The sequence below is a fragment of the Paraburkholderia sp. RL17-373-BIF-A genome, assembly GCF_046030175.1.
Lineage (GTDB): Bacteria > Pseudomonadota > Gammaproteobacteria > Burkholderiales > Burkholderiaceae > Paraburkholderia.
The window spans coordinates 150999-166120 of the sequence record NZ_JARESO010000020.1; the positions used below are offsets into that span (position 1 = coordinate 150999).

The following is a 15122-nucleotide window of genomic DNA, read 5'->3' on the forward strand; positions in this document are numbered from 1 at the left end:
GGCGCATCAGGCAGCGGCCTCCGGTTCGGGCGGCGTCGGTGTCGTCAGCGTGGCCGGAAACAGCGAAAGACGCAAGCCGACCAGCGCGTGCAGCGCTTCACGCAACCGGCGTGCCGAGGTTTGCGAGGTCGCGCTCGGCGCATCGGCGTTGGCGAGCCCTTGTGCCGTCACGCGCGCCACGGCGGCGTCGATCGACGACATCAGGCTGTCGGGCACCGGCTCGCGCTTGCGGCGATTGACGCAGCTTTCATAGTACTGACGCACGTCGTCGAGCACGTGATCGATCGCGGCGGGCGCTTCGCCGCCCAGCTTGTGGGTCAGGCGGCGCAGATCGAGTGCGTTGAAGGCGATGCGCAGATCCCGAAAGCTTTCGATCGACGGATGGCGATGGTCGTCGGTCGCGGCAAGGCGCGGGATCAACTGCATCAGGCGGTCGAGCATGCGCGCGGCGAGATTGCGCGGATCGTGGATCGGCCGCGTCGATGCCGTGAGCGCCACGTCGGCCCAGCTCGAACGCAGCAGACGGGCCGCCGCGAGTTCGGCGCCGAACGGCCGCGTCACGCGCGTCCACAGATACGCGTAAAGCAAGCCGGCGAGGCCCGCGAGATTGCTGTTCATGAACACCAGGAAGTTGGCGTCGTACGCGTCCTGAATGCTGATGAAGGTGGCCGTGTTCACCGCGACCAGCACCGTGGCCAGGTTGAACTGCGGGCGCGGGATCAGCGTGCCGACGAAGATGAACGGCGCGGCGAACATGATCACCAGCATGGGAAAGTCATGCACGTGCGGCAGCACGACGAACAGATAGACGCCCGCCGCCACCACGCTGATCGCGGTCGCCACGAAGAAGCGGAACACGAACGGCGCGGGTTCGTCGAGCGCGGCGAAGAAGCAGCACGCCACGGCCGCGAGCGTGACCGCGCTCGCGCCGTCGTTCCAGCCTGAGCTGATCCACAAACTGCACGCGAGAATCACGGCCGCCGCCGCCGAGCCGGTGGAGAACAGCATGATGCCGTGATCGTAGAAGCGCTCGGTGCCGCCCAGCCGCCAATGACGGAAGCGCGGGCGCCACGAGCCTTCTTCCCGCGTGATGATGATGCGCAGCGAGCGGCAGTCCTGCCAGACGTCGATCACCTGTTTCATGCGCCACAGTGCGTTCGAGAGCAGCGCGGCGTCCCAGCCCGCGAGTGCGGACGGCGGCGGCTGCATCGCCGCGATGCGCTCGCGCAGCGCGTCGGCGGTCGGGTCGGGGTGATCGCCTTCGCTCACGGTGGGCATCGGCTCATTGAACCATTTGATGACGTCGGCGAGCAGGCTTTCCAGACCCTCGGGCCACGTCTGCCGGCCGCTGTTGTAGAGCGCGATCAGCGGATCGGCGAGCGACGACATGATCGGCAGCAGCAACTGCATGCGTCCGCGCAGTTCATGCGTGCGCGCCAGCACGTCGGGCCGGGTGTGATCGTAGGCAAGCTGGCTCAGCAGCAATTCCAGACCATTGATGGTGGCCGCGATGCGCTGCCGGGCACCCGAAATCGCCGAGCCGGCAATCCGCCCGGAGAGCGTTTCGGTCGCATAGAAGGCGGCGTCGCGAAACCATGCGTCGGTTCGCTCGATGATGGTCGGCGCAAGCCGGCTCGGAAACAGCGCGCCGCCGACAATGCTCGCGCAAACGATGCCAAGCGTGATCTCTTCGGTACGGCTGACCGCGAGATCGAACACGCCGCCCGGATTGGTCACCGAGGGCAGCGCGATGATCGGCATCGTATAGCCGGCCAGCAGGAACACGTAGCTGCGCGCGGTGCGGTCGAACACCGCCAGATACAGGAGCGTGCCGGTCCAGAGCGCCACGATCACGCTGAATAGATACGGCGATTCGACGAAGGGCGGCACCAGCAGCACCGCGGCCGAGGCGCCGAGCATGGTGCCGAGCGCGCGATAAAGCGCCTTGGAACGCGTCGCGCCGACAAACGGGTTCGACACGATGTAGACGGTCGCCATCGCCCAATACGGCCGCGGTAGTTCGAGCGCGAGGCCGATGTAGAGCGCGATCATCGCCGCGGCAAACGTCTTGACGGAGAACAGCCAGTCGCGAAGGGAAGGGTAGACCATAAACCGTTACGCCGGATCGTTGGCGCTGTGTGGCGCGGCGGTGTCTGCTTTGCCTTTGTTCGCTTTGGTAGCTTTGCGGGGTTGGCTGGCGTGCTGCGTTGGTTTGACCGAGGCGCGTTGAACGCCTTCATCGCGGTCCGGATCGCCGCTGGGATCGCTGTTCTGATCGGCGCGTTCGCCGGCGTCGGCGGTGAACGCGGCCAGCACGCGCAAGGTCGCTTCGAGATCGCTGCGCGAGACGTCTTTCAACGCCAGCGCCCGCAACGTGACTAGTTCTTCTTCCATTTTCGCGGTGACGGCGCGGCCTTCTTCGGTGAGCACCACGGTTTTCGCGCGGCGGTCTTCGGGGTCTTCGTCGCGACGCATCAGACCTGCGGCGCACAGTTGATCGAGCAACCGCACCAGCGAGGGCCCTTCGATGCCGATGTGATCGGCGAGCGTGACCTGGCGCACCGCCGCGCCGAGGCGGCTGGCGGTCAGGAGCGGCGTGGCGCACGCCTCGGAGACATTGAAGGCCGCCAGCACGCCGTGACTCGTGCGCCGCCATTTTCGGGCGGCGACGACCAGCGTGCTGCTGACTGTCCGGCGCAAGGTATCGAGATTCGACATGGCCGGTATTGTATTTCCAAAAAATTCGTTAGCAAACTATTGAATTGGAATTTTTTGTGACGGCGCGATGTGGCCGCGTGCGTTGACAGGCGCCGGGGTTCGCCATGCAAACGTCGCTCAAGCCGCGAGTCCGAGCCTTACCGTACGCGCCAGATCATCGAGTTGAAAAGGCTTGCGCAAAATCGTGCAGCGCTTCACGGCCAGCCCGGAAATGTCCACGTCCGCATAACCCGTTGCGAGGATCACCGGCAAATCCTCGCGCATCTTGCGCGCCTCGGCGATCACGTCGATCCCGTTCATGCCGGGCATCGCGAAGTCCACCATCAGCAAGTCCGGGTTGTCGTCCTGCAAACGATTCAGGCCCGCGCGTCCGTCGGCGGCTTCGGTCACGGTGTAGCCGAGCATTCTCAGCGACTCGACCAGCATGGCGCGCACCTCGCCGTCGTCTTCGACCACCAGGACGCGCTTTTCGCCGACCACGTTCGCTTCCGCATCGGACGCCGCTTCGGCCTGCGGCGCCACGCGCTCGCGCAACGGCAGCCAGATCTCGACCGTGGTGCCCACGCCTTCCTCGCTGAACAGACGCGCCGTGCCGCCAGCTTGCCTCGCAATGCCGTAGACCTGACTCAAGCCGAGCCCGGTTCCCTTGCCGATTGGCTTGGTGGTGAAGAACGGATCGAAGACGCGCGACACCACATCGGCCGGCACACCCGAGCCGGAATCGGCGACTTCGACCACTACGTAGCGGCCTTCATCGAGTGTCTGATCGGGCGCCTCGCGCACCTTCACGCAAATGCCGAGTTGGCCGCCGCCCGGCATGGCATCGCGCGCGTTGATGGCGAGATTGAGAACGGCCAGTTCGAGCTGATTGGCATCGGCCTGTGTCCACATCTCTTCGCCATCGAACTCGTTGGTATAGCGGATGCTTGAACCGAGCGACACCGTGATGATGTCGCGCATGCCTTGCAGCAACGCCACCACGTCCACCGCCTTCAGATCGAGGTTGCTGTTACGCGAGAAAGTGAGCAACTGTCCCGTCAGTTTCGCGCCGCGTTCGGTCGCGCGTTTGACGGTGGCGGCCATGCCGCGAAGGCGCTCGTCACTGCTCACGCGCGCAATCAACTCCGCGTTGACCATGATGACGTTCAGCAGATTGTTGAAGTCGTGCGCGATGCCGCCGGTGAGTTGCCCGAGTGCTTCCATCTTCTGTGATTGCACCAGCACGGCCTGCACTTTGGCGCGCTCGTGAATTTCCATCATCAGCCTGTTGTTGGCGGAGGCGAGTTCGTGAGTGCGTTCGGCGATGCGGCTTTCCAGCGAGTCGTTCAATTGCACCAACGCCTCTTGCGCTTCGATCCGCTCGGCCAGATGGCGGCGCGATTCGTATTGCCGCGCGCGTGCCCGCAATGACGACGCTACCGCGCGCCGCAACGTTTCCGAATTCAGCGGGCGCTCGAGCACGACCACGTTGCCGAGCCGTTCGAGCACTTCCAGGCCACGTTCGGAACGGTGTCCGAGGCGTGAGGCGGCGAGCAGAATGAACGGGAAATCGGACCATGCTGGCTGTTGTTCGAGCCAGGTGAAAAGCCGGATCGCATGGTTGCCCGCGAGCGCTTCTTCAGCGATCAACGCGGCGCCCGCACCGGCGTCCAGCGCCGCGGTGAGCGTGTCGGCATCGCGGCAGGCCACGCACAGGCGCTTATCTTTGTGCAGCACTTCGGCAATCACATCGGCGTCGCGGCCAAACGGCGCCAGGATGAGGACGCGTTGCTCCATGACTTACTGCCCAGACGTGTCGATGACGCGGTTCGTCGCACCGAGCAGCGCGGTGCTGCCGCGATAAGCCGGCAGTCCGGAGAGCACACCTTCGAAGTCACGCAGCGCCTCGCCCACTTCCACGCCGTTGCCGCCGAGCCGGAACTGGCGGATCGAACGCTCGTGGGCATTGGCGCGGCTCTTCACGGCCGTCACGGCGGTGAGCACTTCGCCGTGGTGTTCGAAATAGCGGAACAGCACGACCACGTCGCTCAGATAGCTGATGTCGATATCGTTCTGCACCTCGCCGATAATGCCGTGCTGCCCCAGCACGAGCATCGTGATGATGCCTTGCTGGTTCAGATAGCCGAGCAGTTCATGCATTTGCAGCAGCAGATAGCGCTCGCCGGGCATGGCCTGGAGATAGGCGTTCAGGCTGTCGATCGCGACGTACTTGACGTCTCTCTTCTCGACCGACTGGCGCACGTCGCTGGCGAATTCGCCGGGCGAAATTTCCGCCGGATCGATCTGGCGCAGCGTCAGCAGGCCGCTCTCCACGTGCGGCGCCAGATGCATGCCGAGCGTCGCGCAGCGGATCATCAGCGTGACGAGGGTCTCGTCGAACACGTAGTAGACGCAGCGCTCGCCGCGTTCGAGCGCCGCGACCAGGCACGACACCACCGTGGTGGTTTTGCCGACGCCCGAAGGGCCGATCATCAGCGCATTGGTGCCCGGGATCAGACCGCCGCCGAGCAACGCGTCGAGGCCCGGTGTGCCGGTGCTGACCGGCTCGGTGTCGAACGTCGCGTGGTGTTCCGCCGCGACGAGGCGCGGATACACGTGGATGCCGCCGGTGTCGAGCGTGAAGTCGTGGTACCCCTCGCGGAATTTGATGCCGCGCATTTTGGCGATGCGCGCGCGCCGCCGGTTGCCGCCGTAGTCGTGCACGAGATTGTCGAGGCTGATCACGCCGTGCGCGATGCTGTGCAGCTGCACGTCGCCGGGATCGGCCGAATTGTCGTCGAGCAGCAGCACCGTGCATTCACGGGTGGCGAAATAGCGCTTGAGCGCGAGAATCTGCCGCCGGTAACGCAACGGGTTCTGCGACAGCAGACGCAACTCGGAAAGGCTGTCGAGCACGATGCGTGCGGGTTTGAGTTCGTCGACCTGCTGGATGACGTTGCGCACCGTCTCGCCGAGTTCGACCTCGGCCGGGTGCAGCACGGTCTGCTCGTACTGCGGGTCGAGACCCTCGTCAGACACCAGCTCGAGAATGCTGAAGCCGCCGATGTCCCAGCCGTGGCTTTCAGCTACCGAGATCAGTTCGGAGCGGGTTTCGGACAAGGTGATGTACAAGCCTCCCTGTCCTTCTTCGACACCCTTGAGTAAGAATTGCAAGGCCAGGGTAGTTTTACCTGTGCCGGGCGCACCTTCCACGAGGTACATGCGGTGCGGCGTGAGACCGCCTCCCAGGATGTCGTCGATTCCTTCGATTCCCGAGGAAAGGCGGGCCGGCTTGGCGGCGGCTTGTCTGTTTGACATGGCGTAGCGTTTTGGCGTCGATGAATGGCTGGTGGTTGTTCAGCCGGTACGGCGAGAACGCAATATCTGTGCCCATCGACGCGGTCATCCAGCAGCGCGCTCCTTCACCAGTTGAATGAAGCGCGTGGCCGCGCTGTTATGCAACGCCGTCGGATAGGCGAGGTGCAGCGGCGCGCTGAGTTTCGAGGGGTTCGCGAGCGTGCAATACACCGTGCCCACCTGGTCGTAACGCTGCATGGAAGCGGGCACCAGCGTCACGCCCAGACCCGCCGCCACGAGGTTGATGCCCGACACCATGCGCGGCACTTCACGGGCAATGCGCGGGACGAAGCCGGCCTGCCGGCACGCGGCGAGGATATCGGCGTACATGCCGGGTGCGCCTGGGCGGCGGACCAGAATGAAGTCTTCGTGCGCCAGCGCTTTCAGCGACACTTGCGGCCGCTTCTTGCCCTTGAGCAACGGATGACCGACCGGCAACACCACGACCATCGGCTCGTCGAGCAGCAACTCGAACGCCACGCCTTCGCGCGCGTCGACCGGCTTGCGTAGAAACGCCGCCTGTATCTGGCCCGCGGCCAGACGCTCGATGATCTCCGCCGCGTTGAGTTCGGCAAGCTCGACGGCGACCTCGGGGCACACCGCGCGAAACGCGCGGATCGCCTCGGTCGTGAACGGATGAAAGGCCGCGGAACTCGTCAGCCCGATCGAAATCGTGCCGAGCTCGCCGCGTGCAATCCGGCTCGCCTTTTCGACCGACTGCTGCAGATTCTGCAGCAAGCGTTGCGTGTCTTCCGCAAAGGCCTGGCCGGCCGGCGTCAAGGTGACGCCACGCGGCATGCGCACGAACAGTTCGAAGCCGATCTCTTCTTCCAGCGTTCGAATCTGCTGCGAGAGCGGCGGCTGTTGCATGGCCAGCCGCTCTGCCGCGCGCGTGAATTGTCCTTCTTCGGCGACCGCCAGAAAGTAACGCAGATGCCGCAGCTCCATGGTGTTTCGTCTCCCGGACAGCGCTCGAAGGTCGGCTCGCTGCCATATCGAATAAATATGGGTTGTGCTTAAAACAGGTATTTTACATTTGCCACGGCCGATCCTACGATCTCGTCCATCGCATAGGAAATGAACGCGAAATAAAACAAAACGTGGAGACGTCAATGAAAAAACAATGTGCGGTGGCCACCCTGGCCGTCATGAGTTGCGCCGGCGCGCATGCGCAAGCATCGGTCACGTTATACGGTGTGATCGACACCAACCTCGAATTTCTCAACCATGCCGGCGCCGGCGGCGGCTCGCTGGTCCGCGAGAATTCCGGCGGCTTGAGTAATTCGCGCTTCGGCTTTCGCGGTGCCGAAGATCTCGGCGGCGGCAACAAAGCGTTCTTCATTCTCGAAGCGGGCTTCAACGGCAACGACGGCACCAACGCGAGCGCCGGCGTGCTGTTCAACCGCACGGCCGCAGTGGGACTTTCGAATGCCTACGGCGCACTGTCGGCGGGCTTGCAGTACACGGCGATGTACGACACGCTCATCAAATACGACCCGATGGTGTTCGGCCAGCAATACACGTGGATGCCGACCACCGGATCCGTCGACGGCTTTTCGTTCAAGGCGCGCGTGAACAACTCGGTCAAATATGTGGGCCGCTTCGGCGGTTTGACGGCGACGGCGGATTACAGCTTCGGCGGCTCGGCGGATTCGTTTCAGAGCAGCGCGGCCTACGGCGGCGCGCTCGATTACGACATGGGCAGCTTTGCCGCCGCGGTGGCCTACGACTACCGCAACGGCGCGATCAACTCGACCGGCATGTGGACCAAGTCGCGCAACTGGAGCGCCTCGGCGCGCGAGCAGCTCGGCGACGTCACGCTGATGGGCGGCTATGAGCACTATTTGTTTAACCCGACCAAGGGCAAGTCGGTGTCGTCGGCATTGTGGTTCGGCGGCGTGCGTTATCTGATCGCGCCGGCTTTCCGCCTGACGGCCGCCGCGTACTACCAGAGCAACAAGGCGGACAACGTGTCGAACTCGTTGATGGGCGTGCTGGGGGCGGACTATATTCTTTCGAAGCGAACCGATGTGTACGCAACGGTCGCGTATGCCGCGTCCACGCACTACGCTAACGACCAGTACACGCCCGTCGGCCTGACGAGCGACACCGCATTCGGTCCGAACCAGACCGGTGTGACGCTCGGTATTCGCCACCGGTTCTAAGTATTCGGTTTTTCAACGACGGATTCGACGATGCGCCGCGTTCAAGACAGTACACGGCGATCAGGAGCAAGCTGCATGACTTTCAATCTTTCACGACGTATTGGGGTGCTGTGTGCGTCAACCGCCGCTGCCCTGCTAGCGACGCTCGCGCAACCCGCGCTCGCGGTCCATGCTTACGAGCCGCATCTGAAGCCGGTGGCGACGATCTCGGATACGCGCTTCACGATCGACACGCCGCAAGGGCACGCGGAATTTCCGCTGTATCTGTCGAAGGATTGGAACGTCGCGCAGCCGCAAGTGACGCGCGCGGTGATCGTGATTCACGGCAAGCTGCGCAACGCGGACGTGTACTTTCGCACCGCGCAGAGTGCTCGCGATACCGCACACGCGGACCCCGACGCCACGCTGTTGATCGCGCCGCAATTCCTCGCCACGCTCGACACGCGCGTGCATGACGAGCCCGCCGATCTGCTGCGCTGGACCGGCGACGCCTGGATGGGCGGCGAAGCGGCGCGCGCGCCGCTGCCGATCAGTTCCTACGAGGTGCTCGACGCGATCGTCGCGCGTCTCGCCGATCGCAAGCTGTTTCCCAATCTGCGGCACGTGGTGTTTGCCGGGCATTCGGGCGGCGGGCAAGTCGTGCAACGCTACGCCGTCGCGGCGCGCAACATCGCCGCGCTGACCGGCGAGGGCATCGACGTGCGTTACGTCGTGGCGAGTCCGTCCACGTATGCCTATTTCGATGCGCAACGGCCCAACGCGCAAGGCATTGCCGCGCCGTTCGATGCCGCGCAATGTCCCGACTTCAATCAATGGAAATACGGCATGGACAACCGGCCGCCCTATCTCGACGACCGAACGCCCGCGCAACTCGAAGCGACCTATGCGGCGCGCCGGATCGACTACCTCGTCGGCGGCGCGGATGACGATCCGCAGCAAAGCGCGCTCGACAGAACCTGCGCCGCCGAAGCGCAAGGGCCGCAACGCGTCGCGCGTGCCGAGGCGTACTACCGGTATATCCAGTCGCGTCATCCGGACGGTTTGAAGCAGCGCTTTCATATCGTGCCGGGCGTGGGGCACAACGGCGCGCGCATGCTGACGTCGGTGTGCGCGCTGGCGGCGATGTTCGACACTCCGGGATGCGAGCAATGAGCGAAGCGACCTTCAATCAGCGCGACGGTACCGCGTCCGAAGCCGACGCGTCGAACGCCTTGAGTCCGTCGATGGTGCGGCGCGCGATCTTCGCCTCCGTCCTCGGTAACGGCTTAGAGTGGTTCGACTTTCTGATCTACGGCTACTTCGCGAAGATCATCGCGCAAGTGTTCTTTCCCGGCGGCAGTGGCTTCGTGTCGATCATGCTGACGCTCGCCACGTTCGCCGTCGGTTTCATCGTGCGGCCGATCGGCGGCATTCTGCTCGGCATCTACGCGGACCGCGCGGGGCGCCGCAAAGCGCTTTCGCTGCTGATCATTTCGATGGCGGCCAGCACGCTGCTGATGGGTCTCACGCCGGGCTATGCGCGCATTGGCATCGCGGCGCCGCTGCTGGTGGTGCTCGCGCGCCTGTTGCAAGGGCTCTCCGTGGGCGGACAGTTCGCGACGGCATCGGCGATGCTGGTCGAGTATGCGCCGCCGCACAAGAAGATGTTTTACGGCAGCTTCAATATGTCGGCGCAGGCGTTCGCGTTGCTGCTGTCGTCCGGGGTCGGCTATCTGCTGACCACGCAACTCACGCATGAGCAACTGGTGGCGTGGGGCTGGCGACTGCCGTTTCTGTTCGGCGCGTTGGCCGGGCCGTTTGGCTTCTACATCCGGCATCGCGTGGCCGAATCGCCGGAGTTCGAGCGGCTGCTCGATCACAAGGACAAACCGCCCCGCGTCACGATCCGTCAGTTCTTCCGCGACAACGGCGATGCGGCGATCTGCGCGATGGGCGTGATCATCATCGGGGCGGCGACCAATTATGTGTGGCACTCGTATCTGTCGGTGTATGTCGAACGGCAATTGCATTTGCCGCTCTCCACCGCGTTGCTCGGCGCGTTCGTGTCCGGCGTGCTGAATCTGTTTCTGTTTCCGCTGTCGGGCAAGCTCGCCGATCGTTATGGCGCGTACAGGCTGTTCTATCCGATCGTGATCGCGTGGATGCTCTGCGTGTATCCGCTGTATCACTTCGTCGTGACGAACCCGACGCCGGGGCATCTGTTCATCGCGCAGATGATCGCCACGGTGTTCCTCGCCGCAATGTCCGGTGCGCATCCCGGCATGCTCGCGACATTGTTCCCGGTGCGCAGCCGTTCGGCGGGCGTGGCGCTCTCGTACAACATCGCGGTGACGCTGTTCGGCGGCATGGCGCCGCTCACCATCACCGCCTTGACGCGCGTGACCGGCAGCAGTCTCACGCCCGCGTTCTACCTGATTTTTGCCGGCTTCGTGTCGCTCGCGATGGTGTACTTCACGCGCGCCGGACGCATGTCGGGCGGCGCGGCGGCGAGGCCCGCCACCCATTGATCAACCACGAGCCTATTGCATGACCCAGCCTTTCATCACAGACGACGAACGCGCGCCGAATGAACATCCGGTCGCTGTTGTCGCAAGCCGGCATCTGAGCGTCACGACGCAAGCCGGCAGCGGCACCGTGCCCGTGTTTTCGAACGGCGACTGGCTAGCGCCGACGCGCGAAGTCCAACGCGCCGTGATTCTGATTCATGGCCGCCTGCGCAACGGCGACACGTATTTCGAACTCGCGCAGCGTTCGTGCGCGCTCGCCGGCGGCAGTGCGGCCGATACGCTGCTGATCGTGCCGCAGTTTCTCGCGACGGCGGATGTCGAGGCGCACGAGGTGCCGCCGTCCACGTTGCATTGGGACTGGACGAGCTGGATGGGCGGGGAGAACGCGGAAGGTCCCGCGCCGATCAGTTCGTTCGATGTGCTCGACGCCATTCTGCATACGCTTGCTTCGCGCGAGCAGTTCGCGTCGCTTGCCGAAGTGGTGATCGCGGGGCACTCAGGCGGCGCACAAGTCGTGCAGCGCTATGCGGTGGTGGCGCGCGACGAGGCGCCGCTCGCGGCGGGCGGCATCGCGCTGCGCTACGTGGTCGCGAATCCTTCGTCGTATGTGTACTTCGATGCGATGCGGCCGGTTGCGTCCGGCGAATTCGCGGCGTTCGATCGGGCGATGTGTCCGTCGTTCAATCGCTGGAAATATGGGCTCGAGGATTTGCCGGGCTATGCGGGCGACGCGGCTTCTGCCGCAGCGCTCGAAGCGCGTTACGCGCAGCGTGACGTCACCGTGCTGCTCGGCGGCGCGGATTGCGATCCGCAGCATCCGGCGCTCGACCGTTCATGCGCCGCGCTGACGCAAGGGGAACACCGGCTCGGGCGCGGGCTGGCTTATGCGCGCTATATGGCGTTGCGGCATCCGGAAGGATTGGCGAAGCACCGGACGTATGTGATCGATGGTGTCGGGCACGATGCCAAGGGGATTTTTGCTTCGGCGCAGGGGCTGGCGGCTTTGTTTGGTACTGGGCTGTGAGTGCGCATGGGCACGAAGCGTGCTACCGCGCTAATACCTGTGAGTGACTTCAAGGACCGCGCCGACATGAATAGAATCCGAATACTTGCCACCGCGCTTGCCGCTGCATCGCTAGGCGCGTTGCTGACCGGCAGCGCATATGGCGACGATGCGCCTAGCCCGTGTACCTCACTGAAACGGATCGTCGCGGCCGCCCCTGGCGGGCTCGCTTCATTGACGCCGGACGATGGCAAGGGCGTCGCGCAACCTTACGGCGACGACGCGCAATGTTCGGCGAGCCGCGGTGCGTATCAATGCAGCTGGACGCCGCATCACGACGCCGGTTCGAATGCCGACGCGCTGCAAGCAGTCGCAGCGGACATCGCGTCGTGTCTGCCGGACGCCACGCACGATCAGAATTCGCCGGGACGTCAGCACTTTTATCTGGGTGCGAAGGGCAAGCGGACCGACATCACGCTGACGCCGACCGGTTCGAACAAGCTGCGTCTGGTGGTGTCGGGTAAGTAAGCCGCCGCACGAAGGTGGCTAGTGTGACGCCGGCCACCATGTCCAGCCGCGCGACGAGCGCCGTAACTCGATCATCGAAAGCGGCGCGATTTCAATGCGCGGAAACACGGCGGGCGATGCCCCTAGCGCATGCACGATCGCTGCCCGGAGCACCGGCGCATGGGTGACGGCGATCACGTCGAGCGCATGATTCGGTGCACGATCCTTCGCGCCGTTTAGCGCGTCGAGCCATTCTCCTACCCGTTTCACGAGTTGACTGAACGACTCGCCGCCGTGCGGCGCGGCGTCGGGATCGCGCGCCCATGCGGCGAGGTCTTGCGGCGCTTTGGCAGCGAGGTCGGCCAACCGCCGCCCCTGCCATGCGCCGTAGTTCATATCCGCCAGACCGGCGTCGACCGATGCCGCGAGGCCCAGGGCGGCTGCCGTCTCGCGCGTGCAGGCGGCCGGGCTGACGAAAGCGTCCGCGTCGTCCGCGATCTCCAGACGCGTACGCGCCGCTTGGGCTTCGGCGAGGCCGCGGGCGTCGAGCGGGTCGTCGGCGGGAAAACGGCCTGCGCGCTGGGCGGCGGTCGATGCGTGGCTGATCAGTAACAGCCGAGTGTCCATTCTGTTCATGTCCTGTGAAGCCGCGCCCCGAAGGCGAACGCGAGCGGGATGAAGCGTACGTTTTGCGTTGCCGGGTGCCGAAGTTTAGCGCGTAGAATAGCGGGACTGCGAAGCGCGGAAGCCGGTGAGAGCCCGGCGCGGTCGCGCCACTGTAATCGGCAGCACAAGCCGAAAGCCAGACCTGAGCTTCGCACCAATCCTCTGCAATGACTATCGGGGCGCGTTACCCCAGGAGATGTCCATCATGAACGACGCTGTTTTCGATCCCGCCAACCAGCCTGTTGCTCAACCCACGCCGATTCCGCTGCGCGAGTTGTTGCCCTGGGTCGTGTTCGGCGGTTTGCTGTTGTTGCTCGCGCTTTACTTCGTGGGTGCGGAACAGGGCGCCACCTCGCTGGTGCCGGGCATGTACGTGCATGAGTTCGTGCACGACGGCCGCCATCTGCTCGGCTTTCCCTGCCACTAACGGAGTCGACCATGGTTGGTAAATTGTTGGTACGCGGGATGCTTGCAGGCATCGCCGCGGGACTGCTCACGTTCGGCTTTGCCCGGGTGGTGGGCGAGCCGCAGGTGAATCAGGCGATTTCGTTTGAAGAAAAAGCCGACGCCGCGAAGGGCGAGGCCGCTGAACCCGAGATTGTGAGCCGCGATACGCAGCGGGGTATCGGCCTGTTGACTGGCGTGGTGACTTACGGCGCGGCATTCGGCGGGCTGTTCTCGCTGGTGTTCGCGTACGCCTATGGACGAGTGGGCGCATTGAGCCCGCGCGCGTTGTCCGCGTGGCTTGCGCTTGGCGCGTTCATTGCGCTGGCGGTCGTGCCGAATCTGAAGTATCCGGCGAACCCGCCTTCGGTCGGCGACCCTGAAACGATTGGGACGCGGACGGGTTTGTTCTTCCTGATGATTGCGATATCGCTGGCCGCGATGGTGTTTTCGCTCAAGGTGCGGCGCCGTGCGGCTATGAAGCTTGGCGCGTGGAACGGCTCGATTGTGGGGGCGGCGGTGTTCATCGTGATCATCGCCGCGGTGCAGTTGTCGATGCCCACGATCAACGAAGTGCCGGAGGCTTTCCCGGCGGTGCTGCTGTGGAAATTCCGCGTCGCGGCGCTGGGCATGCAGGCGATTATGTGGGCGACGATCGGGCTGCTGTTTGGGGCGCTGGTTGAGCGGAGTGCGTTTATGCGGGTGGGGGGAAGGTCGGCGGTGAAGTCGGTTTGATGCTTTGGATTTGGTGAGCGCAACAGGTTTGGTGGTTGCGCTCCGCGTCTTGCTCTCGCACTTCGCTCTCCGTGCTTTGCGCGCAGTGGTCAAGAAGGGTTCTGCGTCAAGGAGTTGGGGCGGTTGTGGGGTGGTTATCCACAGGCTTGCGAACAATTTCTGTTGATAACTTTGCGCGCGCGACACTGCGCCCAAATGAATACTTTCAACCAGATGGCGAGAGGATGCTGAACCGGCAGTTTGTCGTGGAGAGTACTTGACCACATTGCCGCCTAGCCGTGGCTCAACTGGACTTTCTTTCATCACGTCAGCAAGGGACGCGTTACACCCGGCACGCACTTGGATTGAAGTCCTTGAGCAGCGACCCACAGAAATGTCCGCGCGACAGCGCTAGTACCCGCAACCATATCGCGTGAACCTTCCGGGCGAATCCGGTTCCCCCTTTCTGTCTGCAAAGTCACTTGTCCCTGAGGACTATCCAGCTCCCTCAGCAACCCCCGTCGTATCTGCGCGTTCCAAGCATGGCTGCCTTGGCCCGCCTCGTGCGAGTTTTTTTCTGCGCTGACTGGACAGAATATCGCTGGGTGTGATTTCCGGGGCACTGCATGAACCTTTGGGACAACCTGGATTGCCCTTTCCGTAGTTGAAAAATTCGGCGTGGCGCACTCCACTCACCTAGCACAGAATCGTCCTCGCATACCTCAAAAAAAGTTACCCAAATTTCTGCTTTCCATTAAGCATTTTCCTGGTTATGCGAAGTACCTATCTATTTAATCGGTTTGACCAGATTTTACAGTCGTCTTATATACGCATCATAAAAGTCACTTTGATAATGGAGAACGTGAATTTTTGAACGGGGGCGGCGTATGAAGTCATGCGGAAGCCGGTTGTATCAGGTCAGTCCAGGGAGGGGCCATGTATAGCCCCAACCAGTCACGCACCCTGAGCGTGTCGTGCAATGCGTTCCCGATTGATCGCGGTGTGCCGGTCCTGTCTCCCGTGCGGCTACGGGGTACGGAGGCGCTCGGCAAGCTGTACAGA

Annotated in this window: 13 protein-coding genes and 1 riboswitch; of the genes, 7 read left to right on the forward strand and 6 right to left on the reverse strand. The window is 63.7% G+C overall.

The genetic code is table 11. The features are described 5' to 3' along the window. Window positions 1-6 precede the first annotated feature (6 nt). From P0D80_RS24700 to P0D80_RS24720, 5 genes are all read right to left on the reverse strand, one after another. On the reverse strand, window positions 7-2109 hold the full coding sequence (locus P0D80_RS24700; RefSeq protein WP_408287134.1) for an FUSC family protein: 2103 nt from the start codon (window positions 2107-2109) through the stop codon (window positions 7-9). Between the two features lie 6 nt (window positions 2110-2115). Beyond that, the gene (locus P0D80_RS24705; protein ID WP_408178583.1) at window positions 2116-2718 is read right to left on the reverse strand and encodes a MarR family winged helix-turn-helix transcriptional regulator; all 603 of its coding nucleotides are present in this window, start codon (window positions 2716-2718) and stop codon (window positions 2116-2118) included. Between the two features lie 117 nt (window positions 2719-2835). Continuing rightward, window positions 2836-4494: a response regulator gene (locus tag P0D80_RS24710; RefSeq protein WP_408178584.1), complete on the reverse strand. Its 1659-nt coding sequence runs from the start codon at window positions 4492-4494 to the stop codon at window positions 2836-2838. Window positions 4495-4497: 3 nt separating this feature from the next. After that, a complete protein-coding gene (locus tag P0D80_RS24715) occupies window positions 4498-6015 on the reverse strand; it encodes an ATPase domain-containing protein (RefSeq protein ID WP_408287138.1) in 1518 nt (505 codons plus the stop codon). Window positions 6016-6099: 84 nt separating this feature from the next. Beyond that, on the reverse strand, window positions 6100-7002 hold the full coding sequence (locus P0D80_RS24720; RefSeq protein WP_408178586.1) for a LysR family transcriptional regulator: 903 nt from the start codon (window positions 7000-7002) through the stop codon (window positions 6100-6102). A gap of 164 nt (window positions 7003-7166) precedes the next feature. Here P0D80_RS24720 and P0D80_RS24725 point away from each other — a divergent pair, with 164 nt between their 5' ends. From P0D80_RS24725 to P0D80_RS24745, 5 genes are all read left to right on the forward strand, one after another. Continuing rightward, window positions 7167-8219 carry a porin gene (locus P0D80_RS24725; protein ID WP_408178587.1) on the forward strand — a complete coding sequence of 351 codons (1053 nt, stop codon included), beginning with the start codon at window positions 7167-7169 and terminating at the stop codon, window positions 8217-8219. A 75-nt stretch (window positions 8220-8294) separates the two neighbouring features. Then, window positions 8295-9371 (forward strand): alpha/beta hydrolase, encoded by a 1077-nt coding sequence (locus P0D80_RS24730; protein ID WP_408287143.1) that lies wholly within the window; start codon window positions 8295-8297, stop codon window positions 9369-9371. Further along, window positions 9368-10726: an MFS transporter gene (locus P0D80_RS24735; RefSeq protein ID WP_408287146.1), complete on the forward strand. Its 1359-nt coding sequence runs from the start codon at window positions 9368-9370 to the stop codon at window positions 10724-10726. Before P0D80_RS24730 ends, P0D80_RS24735 begins: the two co-directional genes overlap by 4 nt. A gap of 19 nt (window positions 10727-10745) precedes the next feature. After that, window positions 10746-11750 (forward strand): alpha/beta hydrolase, encoded by a 1005-nt coding sequence (locus P0D80_RS24740; RefSeq protein ID WP_408287149.1) that lies wholly within the window; start codon window positions 10746-10748, stop codon window positions 11748-11750. A 66-nt stretch (window positions 11751-11816) separates the two neighbouring features. After that, on the forward strand, window positions 11817-12257 hold the full coding sequence (locus P0D80_RS24745; protein ID WP_408178592.1) for a hypothetical protein: 441 nt from the start codon (window positions 11817-11819) through the stop codon (window positions 12255-12257). Between the two features lie 18 nt (window positions 12258-12275). Here the strand turns inward: P0D80_RS24745 and P0D80_RS24750 are convergent, their stop codons facing one another. Beyond that, window positions 12276-12863, reverse strand: a complete 588-nt coding sequence (locus P0D80_RS24750; RefSeq protein ID WP_408178593.1) for a histidine phosphatase family protein — start codon at window positions 12861-12863, stop codon at window positions 12276-12278. A gap of 88 nt (window positions 12864-12951) precedes the next feature. Continuing rightward, a riboswitch (adenosylcobalamin (AdoCbl) riboswitch) is annotated at window positions 12952-13105 on the forward strand. 2 nt (window positions 13106-13107) lie between these two features. Between P0D80_RS24750 and P0D80_RS24755 the strand changes: the two genes are divergently transcribed. Next, window positions 13108-13329 (forward strand): CbtB domain-containing protein, encoded by a 222-nt coding sequence (locus P0D80_RS24755; protein WP_408178594.1) that lies wholly within the window; start codon window positions 13108-13110, stop codon window positions 13327-13329. An 11-nt stretch (window positions 13330-13340) separates the two neighbouring features. Beyond that, window positions 13341-14081 (forward strand): CbtA family protein, encoded by a 741-nt coding sequence (locus P0D80_RS24760; protein WP_408178595.1) that lies wholly within the window; start codon window positions 13341-13343, stop codon window positions 14079-14081. Window positions 14082-15122: the final 1041 nt, after the last annotated feature.